Origin of the sequence: Brevibacillus sp. JNUCC-41, assembly GCF_014844095.1 — a bacterium.
Classification (GTDB): Bacteria; Bacillota; Bacilli; order Bacillales; family DSM-1321; genus Peribacillus; species Peribacillus aracenensis.
This window is the reverse complement of sequence record NZ_CP062163.1, coordinates 1,578,159-1,590,807: the sequence shown is the minus strand read 5'-3', so window position 1 is coordinate 1,590,807 and position 12,649 is coordinate 1,578,159. Positions and strand designations below refer to the sequence as shown.

Below are 12,649 nucleotides of genomic sequence, written 5' to 3'. Positions count from 1 at the left end.
AAAAGCCTAGATCGAAATAGGGAAATAGTGACTATTACCCCTTAAAATCACCCCAAAAGTTGTGATACTTTTATACTCAGTAAGAATATTCCAAAAATTGATTATTTTAGAGGAGGAAAGTTCATTGATTAAACGCAGCTTGTCCATTCTAGCAATCTTTCTATTAGTATTTACTGCAAGCGTTTCCGCAGCCAAGCTACCGGATTCCCCGACAGGCTCGGGCGGTGCAGGTAAGAAGAATCAGGAAAGTAATATAAAGCTGAAGAAAAATGATTTGGGGAAGAAGTACAAAAGCAATGAGAAGGTCAGGGTCATCGTAGAGATGAAGGAAGCCCCGGCAATAGAAATAGCCTCGAAAGAAGGGAAACTTTTTAAACAGTTATCTAAAAGTAAGAAACAACAATTAAAGTCCGAAAAGCTAGCTAATCAGAAGAAATTGAAAAAAAAGGTGAAAGAGAAAAAAATAACTTTCAAGGAACTTGAAAGTTTTACGACAGTCGTAAATGGTTTCAGTGGTGAACTTCAGTATGGTGAAATCAAAAAGGTGGAAGCCATGCCTGAAGTTGCTGAAGTACATATTGCGAATGAATATGAACGTCCTGTAGAAAAACCCGAGATGCTATATAGTAAAGAACTTGTCCAAGCCCAGGAAGCTTGGCGGGAATATGGATATAAAGGGGAAGGGATGGTCGTCGGGATTATCGATACTGGAATCGACCCATCTCACCGTGATATGGTCCTGCACGACGAGACTAAGGCTGAGCTGACAGAAAGTGAAATAAGCGGGATGAAGAAATCTAGCCATCTATTAGGCAATTATTATACAGCGAAGGTACCTTATGGATACAATTACATGGATGAAAATGAAGAAATCCTTGACCTTGGTGAAGGGGCTTCCATGCATGGAATGCATGTAGCAGGTACGGCTGGTGCCAATGGAGATGAAGAGAATGGCGGCATTAAAGGGGTTGCTCCTGAAGCCCAGCTGCTTGCTTTAAAGGTCTTCGGGAATGATCCCGACATGCAGACAACATGGGGCGATATATACATTAAGGCGATTGACGATGCCATTATCCTTGGGGCGGATGTGCTGAATATGAGCCTTGGCTCCACTGCAGGTTTTGTATCGGCAGAAGATCCGGAGCAGCAGGCGGTATCCAGGGCTGTTGATAATGGGATCCTCATGTCGATTTCAGCAGGAAACTCGGCGCACTTTGGAAATGGTTTTGCAAACCCATCAGCTTCGAACCCGGATATTGGCGTTTCTGGTTCACCTGGGCTTGCTTACGATTCTGTACAAGTGGCATCGGTGGAGAATAACTATATGGATTTAGATGCAGCGACTTATGATATAAACGGACAAGCAGGTAAAGCTCCGTTCATGTCGGCTTCAAGCGTACACCCCAATGCTTTGAAGGATAAAACACATGACTTGGTGGCTGCAGGTCTTGGAACGCCGGAGGAGCTTTCCAAAGTGGATGTTAAAGGCAAGTTCGCCCTCATCGAGCGCGGTACGCTTTCTTTTATAGAAAAGGCGCAAAATGCACAGGCAGCAGGAGCGACAGGAGTCATCATTTACAATAATGCTGACGGATATATTTCCATGGCTACAGATTCAAGCATCACCATTCCTCAGCTGTTTATGTTGAAATCGGATGGTGCAAAGCTGAAATCGGCCTTAACGGATGGCGAAAAGGTGAAGGTTACCTTTAATGGTGATAAAACAAAAGCTGTAAATCCAGAAGCAGGGAAAATGAGCTCATTCAGTTCATGGGGAGTCGCTCCGAACTTGGATTTCAAACCGGAAATCACTGCTCCGGGCGGACAGATTTATTCGACGCTGAACAACGATGAATATGGAATGATGAGCGGTACTTCAATGGCGGCACCACATGTTTCCGGAGGCTCGGCACTGGTTCTTGAAAGAGTGGATAAAGAATTTAAATTAGAAGGATCTGCCCGGGCTAACTTAGCTAAAAATCTGATGATGAATACTTCAAAGCCTTTAACGGATCAGGGTGTCGTCAATAAGGCCTTTGACTGGGAAAACCCTTACTCGCCTCGCAGGCAGGGAGCCGGAGTCATGCAGCTGCAATCCGCATTGTCCACACCTGCTGTCGTGACCGAGGCATTCACGAAAGAAGCGAAGGTTGCAATGAAGGAGATCGGCAATAAGTTCGCCTTTACTTTAAAGGTTGAAAACTTCAGCAACAAAGCGGTCAAGTATGATGTAAAAGGAAACATCCAAACGGACTATGCAATCCAGGGACAACTGGGTTATTCCGCTAATGTGCTGGAAGCACAGGAAATTAAGAACGCTACGATTAAAATCAATAATAAAAATACAAAAAAGATTACCGTTCCTGCAAAAAAATCGGTTACATTCGAAGTGAAAGTGGACATATCCGATGCAAAGGTACTTGGCGATGACCTTCAGACTCTTGTAGACATTGACAAGGTCTTTCCAAACGGATATTTTGTTGAAGGGTTCATTTCATTGAAGGATCCAGCCGATACGAATCCGGAACTGAATGTACCGTATGTAGGGTTTAAAGGAGAGTGGAACAAAGCCCCGATCCTGGATGGCACTAAATATGATAAAGAGTCTTTCTATGGAAGGGCAGGGGGAGTATCGACTGCAGGTGAAGACTTCACTTATCTCGGCTATGACCCTGCGGGAAAAACATTCAATGGCAAAAATATTGCAATTTCCCCAAATGGTGATGGCGCACAGGATGACTTTGTGCCGGTCCTATCATTCTTAAGGAATGCGAAAAAAGTAGAATACAATATATTGAATGGTGAAAACAAGTCAGTCCGGAAACTTCGCACAGAGAATAATGTACGTAAGGATTATTATGATGGCGGAAAAGGGACTGCATACACCCTGGTTCCAGCCCGTAAATGGGACGGTAAAATCAATAATGCACTCGCTAAGGATGGGGTGTATTATTTTGAAATCAAAGCGATGATAGATTACGAGGGTGCTAAATGGCAGACGTTTAAAATGCCCATCAAAATCGATACGGTAAAGCCGACAGTCAAGATTTCGAAAAAAGGCAATGTATTGACCATCCAAGGTAAGGATAACTTGAATGGTTCAGGGCTTGCTTATTACGATGTGCAAGTCGATGGAGCATCCATCATGAAAGAACCGCTCCCGGCGAATGCGAAACAATTCACCCTGCCTGATGTAAAAGGGGAAAAGGTTCAGGTTGTGGCAATTGACTATGCAGGTAATGAAAAAACGGCTGAAACCGAATTAGCAAGCGATTCGGCTCCGATCGATAATCATGCACCAGCTGTAAAGATCAAGAGTCCTGAAGCTTTGAGCGTGAACAATAAAACTAAAATCAAAATAACTGGAGAAATTGAAGAAGCATCGGAAATAACGGAATTTAAAATCGACAATAAAACGGTACCTGTAACGTATAACAAGACGAATAATAAATATCAATTCTCATATGAAAAGAAATTTGTAGATGGTGTCCAAAGCTTCACGGTTAAAGCAACCGATAAATGGGATAACACAGTTTCCTTTAAACGGACGATTATGGTCGATGCAACAAAGCCAGGTTTAAAAGTTAAAGGTGTACCGGAAACTGTGGGAGCCAAAGGAAAGAATCCAAAAGTGGACGTGACGGTAGAGGATAATTTCGATGAAATCCGCCTTTACCTGAATGGAAGCGAAGTATTCTATCATGAATTCAAGGAACCATACAAAATGCGTGCCTATAAGAAGAAGATAGAGGATTTGGAGTTGCCGCTTAAAACAGGCAACAACAAGTTTGAATTCAAGGTGACCGATCTTGCAGGAAATGAATCGAAGAAATCCTTTAACATCAATAAAGCAAAAAAATAAATGAAAGGCAGCCCTCTTATTCAAGAGGGCTGTTTTTTGTGGGCAAATTCGAAGAAAGCGAGTTTGCCTACAGTTTTTTCTTAATAAGTTTCAGTTGATTTCTGAAATCCGCTCCCTTTCCGCCGACTGTCTGCCAAGCCTCCTCGACGCAAGCGTCTGCGGGGTCTCGGCTAGCCAGTTATTCGGCAGGAGTGTCGCAGATTTCTTCAATCTAATGAGGATTTCACTTCATATGAAAAGGTAAAAATTCATGGTGGATAAACAACTCTTCCATTCTAATCATGGTTCGGGTTAATCCATTCCGAAGCCTACAGTATTCTTTAAAAAAACATACCAGTTGATTGGAACGAAAGGTACGAGACTCCTGCGGAAAAAGCGTGTCCAAGGGAGACCCCACAGGCGCAAAGAGCGCCGAGGAGGCTCCCGGACTGCCCGCGGAAAGCGAGTGCCTAGAGTGGAAATCAACGTTTCAATTGTACAAACCCTCAAAAAAACTGTAGGCAAAATCAATTATTATCGAGTTGTTCCATAGTCTAAGCCCTCTTACCCAAGAGGGCCGTTTTTGCGTAATAAGATTTCCGGATTTTGAATTTTTGAAGATGGAGTAGTTTGCTGCATTTTCACCGTGCAAATATGGAAATCTATTAGTGAGGAAGTAATTTCATTTTCCGGCAGGTATATGGAGTGGGATGAAAGAATTAGGTATAAAGAACCTATTAAAAGGAGGGTATCTATGAATTATAAGAAGAAATCCAGCAATAAAGTTAGTAGTCTCGGAATTAAAGTGAAATTCGAAAGGAAAGGAAGCGACAGGCCATATCTTACAAAACCGAGTTTCTTTGATGCACTTCAGCACGTCCATTCTCCCTTTGAAAAGAATCCCCGCTCAGATTCACCCTATCAGGAATTTCCTCTATGTCAGGAGGTAACCCTTTCTTTTATTGAAAGAGGTGCTAAAACATCTATTAAATATGATCCCCACCAAGAAAAAATCATCATTGAGGAAAGTTCAGAGACATATCAGCCGAATAAGGGTGAGGCGCTTACTGCAATCCTCGATCATATCATGATCAATCATGGCTATCACCATTCTTTTTTCATCATCCAGCAAAAAGGACGGAACGTAAAAATGAAAGCTGCCAATCCGTAATATCATCTTCTGGAACTGCAGGACATTAATATGTTACTTTACCCAATAAGAATGGAGCTGCCGCGAACAGCTCCTCGACATGATGAGCGTCTCCTATCCTTCAAAATGTCAAACCATCCGCCGAATGATCTCCGAAAGGGTTTGGATGCCATAAGCCAATTGGTCCTCCGAGGCGTATGAATAGGAAAGCCGTATATGTGTATGGTTATTTGGTTCGTATATGTATCCCGGATTAAGAAGTATGTTTTCCTTTATCGCTTGTTTGAAAAGGTTTGGATTCACGATGGGTTTACATAATTTTAACCATATATAAAAACCGCCTTGTGGTATTTGCCATTCAGCCAGTCCCTTAAAGTATTGATCGAGAAGGGTCAATGTGAAATCTCTGCGATCTATCAACTCATGCCTTAGCCACTCTATATGCCTTGAATACTGACCGTTTGCTAACCATTCTGCCACAAGGTGTTGGGAAAGGGCACTGGAACCGTAATCCATTTGCATTTTAATGTCCGCTAAACGTTCAATTACAGTTATCGGGCCAGCAATCCATCCGATACGCAATCCGGGGCTCAATGTTTTGGACATACTGCCAATGTGCAATACAAGGCCATCTGCATCAAGGGATTTTAAAGGCGGCGGCGGTTCCTTTTCAAACCACAAATCACTATATACGTCATCTTCAATAATCGGAATCTGTTCTTTTTTGCATAGTGATAGGAGGTTTAGTCTTTCTTCTTTTGTCCATGTAGTATTTGTTGGATTGTTAAACGTGGGAACAGTATAAAATAGTGACGCTTTCTTCCTTCCATTGATGCGTTTTATTTGTGTCGGAATACTTTCCCGGCCTTGTATTGATAAACCTACTAATTGCATGCCCGCAGATTGAAAAGGGTGAACGGAATTTAAATAGGAAGGGGATTCATGTAAAATCAACGATTCCCTTTGAAGTAAACCAACTGAAATCAACTGGAGTGCCTGGAGCCCGCCAGAAACGACCATGAGGGAGCTGGGACTTGCTTTGATTCCTTTTGTTTCTAAATAAACACTTATACATTGACGAAGTCTCTTATCACCCTTTGGTTCGGAATAACCTAATGAGCGGGCATCAAAAGAAGTGGATTGCAACGTCTTTTCTATTTGTTTTGTAGGCAATAGAGCTGGAGATAGTTCGCCCGTGCCCAATCTGATGATGGCGGTATCCGTTTCATATTGATTAATGTCCTGAATCGTTTTTAAATTGGGTTCATGAAGGCCATTCCGGACATAGTTTTTCCAGTCGGGCTGTTTGCTGGAGACGAGCACATTCCATGTATTATTTGAAACGAAAGTGCCCGATCCAATCTTAGTTTCCAATAATCCGTCTGCAATCAACTCATCTATGGCTGTGATGAGGGTACTTCGGTTTACACCAAATGAGTCGGCCAATGAGCGTTGTGATGGAAGCTTAGTACCAACCGGCCATTCGCCTCGTGTAATTTGTTGTTTGACCCAATCTGCTATTTGCTGGTGAAGTGATTGGTCGGAAGCACGGTTTGGTCTCCATTCGATGAACATGCGAAAACCACTCCTTTCATTTTCTATATTCATTATAAATTGGTTGGTTTGAAAACCAACCAATTGGATGGTTAATTCCTTTGTTGTTTTCATTATACTGAATATGAGGGGAGGGGGTATTCGTATGGGGCCATTTTTTCATGGATTATTATTGGCATTAGGGCTGATACTTCCGTTGGGAGTGCAAAATATATTCATCTTTAATCAAGGTGCAATCCAACCTACAATAAAAAAAGCATTGCCAGCAACGATCACAGCTGCAATTTGTGATACAGTGCTCATTCTGTTAGCAATTTTAGGTGTTTCATTGGTTGTGATGCAATATGATTGGTTGCGCCTTACATTGATCATAATCGGAGTTATATTTTTATTGTATATGGGTTTTCAGATTTGGTTTGCCAAACCGAATTCACAGTCAGGTGCCCAATCCATGCAGATGTCGGCCAAAAAGCAAATTGTGTTTACTTTATCAGTCTCGTTACTGAATCCGCATGCAATCTTGGACACGATAGGTGTAATCGGTTCGAGCTCCCTTGTTTATTCTGGGAAAGATAAAATGATATTCACCATAACGTGCATCTTTGTGTCATGGTGCTGGTTCCATGGATTATGTCTTGCGGGGCGATTACTGAAAAAAGTTGATACATCCGGGAAATTCCTTGGAATATTAAATAAAATTTCTGCAATCATCATTTGGATCACAGCTCTCTATATGGTGAAATCGCTTTTTTGAATCGACCAGGTATTCAAGGGTTTAAAAGATACAGGACGCTTATGTATAAAAAAAGGGGAATGCATATCATATATGCATTCTCCCTTTTTTTGTCCTGATAAGCTGACAACCTGCCCTCATTCATCTTCATATCGTGAGAGCGGGTTATTGAAGAGCAACCAAGTCCTTGATTTCCTCTGTGGAAAGTTCGGTGATCCAGTTGTCACTGCTGATGATCTCGTCGTTCAGGGCTTGCTTTTTATCAAGCATCTGGTCGATTTTTTCTTCCAGGGTCCCTGTGCAGATTAGCTTATGAACGTGAACGAAACGCTGTTGCCCTATTCGGTAAGCACGGTCGGTGGCTTGATTCTCAACAGCCGGGTTCCACCAGCGATCATAGTGAATCACGTGATTCGCTTCTGTAAGATTAAGTCCAGTGCCGCCTGCTTTCAACGAGAGTATGAAGATGGGGAATTCCCCATCTTGGAATCGGGTGATCATTTCATCACGCTGTTTCTTGTTCGCACTCCCGTTCAGGAATGGCACTTCAAAGCCATATCGTTTTTCCAGCAATTCTTTAATCATATTGCCCATCCCGATATATTGTGTAAAAATGAGGCAGCTTTCAACCTGTTCGCGGACAGCATCGATAATCTCGGTCAGTTTCTCGAGTTTGCCTGATCGGTTAGGTGCCTTCATGATGTTTTCCTTCTCCGTCTCTTTTAAGTAAAGAGCTGGATGATTGCAAAGCTGCTTGAGCTTATTCAGCATCTGGAGGATGATGCCTTTTCTTTCAAAGGCAGACAGTTGTTCGATATCAGTGAATGTATCTTTTATCAGTTGTTCATACAACGATGCTTGCTCGGTGGTAAGCGGAACGAATTCCTTTTGTTCTTGCTTATCCGGAAGATTAAGGGCGACTTCTTTATCGCGTTTTGTACGGCGAAGCAAGAATGGCTGTATCAAACGCTGCAATTCCTTGATTTTATCCTTCTGTTCATCACGCTCAATGGTCGCCACATATTTTTCCTGAAACTGACCTAGCGTTCCGAGATAACCTTTGTTGATGAAGTCAAAAATCGCCCACAGCTCACTTAAACGGTTTTCCATCGGCGTACCCGATAAGGCGATATGATGTCTGCCATTTAGCTTGCGGACCGCTTTGGATTGCTTTGTTTGGGCATTCTTGATGTTTTGCGCTTCATCAAGGATAACGCTGCTCCAATGGATGGTGGTCAGTTCAGCCACATCTTGGTGGGTCAGTCCATATGATGTTAAGACAATATCATGATCGGCTGCCAGTTTAGTAAATGCTTCACCTTTAGCACGATTCGATCCGTAATGAAGGTGAACCTTAAGTGATGGTGCAAATTTCTCCAATTCCTTTTGCCAGTTGCCCAGGACCGATGTCGGGCAGACGATGAGCGCCGATTGTACAGAGACGGATTCGGGGGCAGTGGCAATGATCTCAGCCTCATCACTGCTCTCTGTGCTGCTATCCTCTTCGACAATGATCGGTTCACTTTTTTGTTTATCCCTAGGGACAGTGGGGAGCTCTTTACCGGCTCCTTCCTTGCCTTTCACATGAAGTAGGTAGGCTATCATCTGGACGGTTTTTCCAAGTCCCATATCGTCGGCTAGACAAGCACCAAAACCATGCTCCCTTAAAAAAAGGAGCCAGCTCATGCCCAGTTTTTGATAGGGGCGTAAATCACCTTGAAGTGCATGAGGGACGGGCAGGATGGAAATGTTTCTGGTTTCCCGGAGTCTTCCAACCATTTTACGGAGCTCCTGGTTCAATTCAAATTGAATCCTGAGCATCTCGTCGTTTTCAGAATCGTCATCGCCATCTTCATTTATGCCATTCAACAGTTCCTGTTGCAGCAAGTCAGTCAATTGGATGCCTTTTTCATTAGCTGTTTCCATCAGCTCCTGAATTTGTTTAATGAAAGCTGGATCAAGCTTGACCCATTGGCCGCGGATGAAGACAAGCCGCCTTTTTTCATTGACGAGCTCCTCGAACTCCGCCTCGGTGAGCTCTTTGCCATTTAATGAGAACCGCCAATCAAAGTCCATTAAAGCTTTTAACCCGACATAAGACGGGCCGCGGTTCGATTGGCTCTTCACTTTCGCCTTGACCTTCAATGAGGACTCCTTCAAGGCAAGCCACCATGATGGAAGGAGAATTTCGACGCCAAGAAACAGGAGCTTTTCGCTTGCATCGGTCAAGAATTCCCATGCATCCGTTTCTGAAATTTCCCTTTTCAGACGGCCATTCTCCCCAAGCCATGGCACGACGAGCTGCCAGCGTTTCGTAGCACGCACCACTTCACTTGCATACTTATTCCAGCCGCGCGGCAGTTTATTTCCTGTATATGTTTCAATGATATTCTCATCCCTTTTTGAACGAAGGGTAACATCGAGTATCCAAGGCCCATTGCCATCAGGAGGCTCAGTTAACCGGAGACCTATAGTGAATGGCTTGGGATCAGGAAGGGTTCCGAGCCATTCCTGCCAGCTGTCTTTGTCAAAAAAGGCCTGCAATTCTTCGGGAGAGAGCCGTGTATCCTTTAATGCCCCGACGGCCTCGCTCCATTTATGCTGCATGGGTGAATAGTTTTTTAAATACATATTAGCGGCACCGTTATACCACTTTTCGATAAAAGTACGGTTGGTTTCCAGTTCAGGTGAAGGGAGATCCAAAGATATTTCTTCTTCCCAAAAGGAAGGGACGAATTCCTCCTCCACTTCTTCCGGCAGCTTCCAGCCGATGGAGTCCAACTGAAGATTAGTGAAATCCGGTACGGGGATTCCGGCTTCAATGGATTCATGTAGAACGGGCGCTGCTGAAAGGCAAAGGGAGGATAACTCGGACCATTCCCACTCTATGAAGGAGTTAAAGCTTTCCCTAGCAAAAAAGTTGAGAAGTCCCCAAGCGTCAAGAATGAATACTTGATTTCCATCCACTATATCCGTAGTCATTTTGGTACCATAAAAGCTTGCGTCATCCCAGTTGAATAACAGCCTGCGTATATAATTCGTAGTGAGGAAGGTATTCTCTTCATTGACGACACCAAGGGCGTAAGTTCCGTTTTCGAGAGCCGCTATTTTGATTTTTAATTTCCCTGGATTAAACATCGATAAGCTTACCCCTTTTTAGTTCTTCTTGGAAAGCGCGAAGCCGTTTGGTTGAATCTGCTACATAAAGTATATAACGATCGAATACGTCTTCCTTTTTGCTCTTTTTATAGATGGTGCGCATCCTTTTCAAATAACGGACAGCTTGCTTATAAGCAGGCCGGTTTTTCAAAGAAACCTTTTCCTGGACCGCATGATAATAAAGGGGCAGGATTAGTTCCGGTTCTTTTGAAACCACTTCTTTGATGGATTCACTGCTGATTAAGTCAATGCTGATTTCCGAGTAAATATGCATCTCCACCCATTTTTTATATTGTCCTTGTTCAAAAAGGAAATTTGCATAGTTCCAATAGCTGTGCGGAAGGGTGGCCCTGTAAAATTTCTCAAGCAAATCGGTCCGTTTTAATTTATAACAGCAACTATTAATTAAAGTCGTGAACGTTCGGACGAAATCTACCCGTTTATAATAATCCGATAAACCGGCAAGGAATTCCTGGACATTATGATTGATGAATTCAATGAAAGGGATGGCACGTGACCGGTTGTCAGATTCAGCCAGGAGATTCAGCCAATAAAAAATGTATGGACAGGCTTCCTTCTTCAATCCATGAAGAAGCTCAATCGCTTGTTCATCATGGTTCTCCAAAAGGGATAGGTGAATGGCTGCGAGGGAATAGGACGTCCTCTCTGTAGTGCCCATATACTTGTCGGGAAGTTCCTTATTGATTCGTTCCAGTTCCTCTTTACGCCATGAGGAGTTGGAGAACAAGTAGCTCCATATCTCCCGGTAGAGGTCAATCTTTTCGTATTCCAGGCCTTCTCCTCCATCCAGTAGTTTAGCTACATCTTCCTTGATGCTGAAAACGAAGGGATCAAAGGCGAAGGGCCTCGCTTGCCTGCTAAGCGGCTGTACCGATTCATGCAGCTCTTCTGCCAGGTCGACGGCAAGTGCATAAAAGACCCTGATCGTTTGCGTCTCACTTTTATGCAGCTGAATCACTCTCAGTGTCTGCTGCATCGTGCAAAATTGCGTAACGAAATGATAAAGCAACTTCCATTCCCTTTCCATTGGAGCTTTTGAGCTAAGGCGTTTAAAGTAAGTTTGTATATGATTTTCAATCATATAAGTAGCCTCGCCTATATGAGGCTCGATATGTTCCGCAAAGGCATCATGGACGAATTGCTTCCATGATGGGTAGCTTTTATCTAAGGTGATGGAATTTCCCGCCGCCTGTTTAAGTAATTCACTTGCCCGTTTAACCTGCTGCAGTGCTTGGGCAGTTGAGGTGTTTTTTGGTGCTTTCCATTCACTCAGCCATTCGGAAACACTAGCGTGTTCAGAATATGCAGAAAAGAAAACGGCCAGTTGATGCCGGCATATGAACCTTGAATCACATGTACAGCTTCCATCCTGAGGGAAGAGCAGATTCAGCCTGGCCTTAAAGCGTGTCCCATCCTGTACCTCAGCCGCAATCGTGTCCGCCGCTTCTTCTTTTATTTCAACGAGCCCCTGACGGTATAACTGGAGCCCTTGATTCACCACATCCGAATCTTCCGGATCCCCGGCCTCCAAAAATTCCGCCAGCCGCTCCCCAACTAACAACAACTCCCGCTTCATACTCTCCTCCTTCAGGGACAAGCCCCGTTTACCAAAATTTATATTTTTTGTATGATCATGACCATCAATTCTTTAACATATCGTAATCCTGCCCCTGGTTATTCTTGGGCCTTGCATATATTACATCCCGAGATTGAATGGCGGGCTTTTTCCATGGCCGTTCTCTTTACGTTCTAATCCAGTTAATCGAACAAGGCATTACTGCTTCTAGCCGTATATTCATAAAAACCCTGTAAAAGTCAATATCGTCAAAACTCCCCTTGAATATAAGCGGTTCGGATATAAACAGGAATAACTGGCATTAACGTTAACCATGCCTGAAATCCTTCATCCTCATCACACTTCACAAAACTAATTGATGAGGGGCGGGAACCTTTTTTAAAGGTGCGTTTTTTGAAGCATCTCTTTATTATACTTCATTTTGGCTTGGAATTTAAAATGTAGAATGGAGGTTTTGAAAATGATGCGTGTGAAATTATACATATTCCTGGTTAATGGCTCAGTTTGCAGGCAAATGGGGTTCTCTATAAAAGTTAATACAAAGTTGACTGGAGAGGGAGCCAGAAGGCATCTTTCAAATTGTACATTCCTAAAAAAATGTAGACAAACTCGATC

6 protein-coding genes are annotated in these 12,649 nt (G+C 43.2%); 3 read left to right on the top strand and 3 right to left on the bottom strand.

The features are described 5' to 3' along the window. Positions 1-124 precede the first annotated feature (124 nt). Positions 125-3,862, top strand: a complete 3,738-nt coding sequence (locus JNUCC41_RS27060) for a S8 family serine peptidase (RefSeq protein WP_286182400.1) — start codon at positions 125-127, stop codon at positions 3,860-3,862. 733 nt (positions 3,863-4,595) lie between these two features. Further along, the gene (locus JNUCC41_RS07865; protein ID WP_192207227.1) at positions 4,596-5,012 is read left to right on the top strand and encodes a hypothetical protein; all 417 of its coding nucleotides are present in this window, start codon (positions 4,596-4,598) and stop codon (positions 5,010-5,012) included. 108 nt (positions 5,013-5,120) lie between these two features. Here JNUCC41_RS07865 and JNUCC41_RS07860 read toward each other — a convergent pair whose 3' ends face one another. Beyond that, positions 5,121-6,566, bottom strand: coding sequence for an aminotransferase-like domain-containing protein (locus JNUCC41_RS07860; RefSeq protein ID WP_192207226.1), 1,446 nt, complete (start codon positions 6,564-6,566; stop codon positions 5,121-5,123). A gap of 124 nt (positions 6,567-6,690) precedes the next feature. Between JNUCC41_RS07860 and JNUCC41_RS07855 the strand changes: the two genes are divergently transcribed. Continuing rightward, positions 6,691-7,299 (top strand): LysE/ArgO family amino acid transporter, encoded by a 609-nt coding sequence (locus JNUCC41_RS07855; protein ID WP_192207225.1) that lies wholly within the window; start codon positions 6,691-6,693, stop codon positions 7,297-7,299. Positions 7,300-7,443: 144 nt separating this feature from the next. Here the strand turns inward: JNUCC41_RS07855 and JNUCC41_RS07850 are convergent, their stop codons facing one another. Further along, positions 7,444-10,416 carry a DEAD/DEAH box helicase gene (locus JNUCC41_RS07850; protein WP_228467571.1) on the bottom strand — a complete coding sequence of 991 codons (2,973 nt, stop codon included), beginning with the start codon at positions 10,414-10,416 and terminating at the stop codon, positions 7,444-7,446. After that, the gene (locus JNUCC41_RS07845) at positions 10,409-12,034 is read right to left on the bottom strand and encodes an SWIM zinc finger family protein (protein WP_192207224.1); all 1,626 of its coding nucleotides are present in this window, start codon (positions 12,032-12,034) and stop codon (positions 10,409-10,411) included. Before JNUCC41_RS07845 ends, JNUCC41_RS07850 begins: the two co-directional genes overlap by 8 nt. Positions 12,035-12,649 lie beyond the last annotated feature (615 nt).

Excerpts from the sequence above, each read along its gene's own strand:
- JNUCC41_RS07865 (WP_192207227.1), top strand. The coding sequence starts at position 4,596 with ATGAATTATAAGAAGAAATCCAGCAATAAAGTTAGTAGTCTCGGAATT.
- JNUCC41_RS07860 (WP_192207226.1), bottom strand. The coding sequence starts at position 6,566 with ATGTTCATCGAATGGAGACCAAACCGTGCTTCCGACCAATCACTTCAC.
- JNUCC41_RS07855 (WP_192207225.1), top strand. The coding sequence starts at position 6,691 with ATGGGGCCATTTTTTCATGGATTATTATTGGCATTAGGGCTGATACTT.
- JNUCC41_RS07850 (WP_228467571.1), bottom strand. The coding sequence starts at position 10,416 with ATGTTTAATCCAGGGAAATTAAAAATCAAAATAGCGGCTCTCGAAAAC.
- JNUCC41_RS07845 (WP_192207224.1), bottom strand. The coding sequence starts at position 12,034 with ATGAAGCGGGAGTTGTTGTTAGTTGGGGAGCGGCTGGCGGAATTTTTG.